This window comes from Desulfonatronum sp. SC1 (assembly GCF_003046795.1).
GTDB lineage: Bacteria > Desulfobacterota > Desulfovibrionia > Desulfovibrionales > Desulfonatronaceae > Desulfonatronum.
Genome location: NZ_PZKN01000227.1, coordinates 1 through 396, shown reverse-complemented (window position 1 = coordinate 396; position 396 = coordinate 1). Strand labels below are relative to the sequence as shown.

Below are 396 nucleotides of genomic sequence, written 5' to 3'. Positions count from 1 at the left end.
ATATAAAACAGCAGTACCCCGTTCATCCAAAAACCTTCGGTGAGCGGCTCAAAATAGCGGAAAAATATTGCATAGTAAGGTGGATTGAAAAAATTGCCGGTATAGTACCATGTTTCCAGTTTTCCGCCAACAATGAGCATAAACCACCCAAATGCCAGACTTGCATGCATGAAACCAAGAAGCGGATTCACCCGGAAAATTTTCAGATGCAAAAGAGATTCTTGCAAAATTTCTTTCACCGCCAACAAAGTACTGCGAGAAAAAAAGCCCCACAGAACACGTTGCCTGTTGCCAGGCGACATGCCACTGAGCCAATAAATATACCTGGCTACAAGTACAACGCCCATCACTGAAAAACCAACAACAAAAGGCAATACAAAAGGATGGTACATAATC

General features: G+C 42.4%; 1 protein-coding gene. It reads right to left on the bottom strand.

Annotated features, from left to right (window positions below; all coding sequences use genetic code 11):
- The coding region (locus C6366_RS21365; RefSeq protein WP_199221634.1) for a hypothetical protein at positions 1–396 on the bottom strand (396 nt) is incomplete at both ends.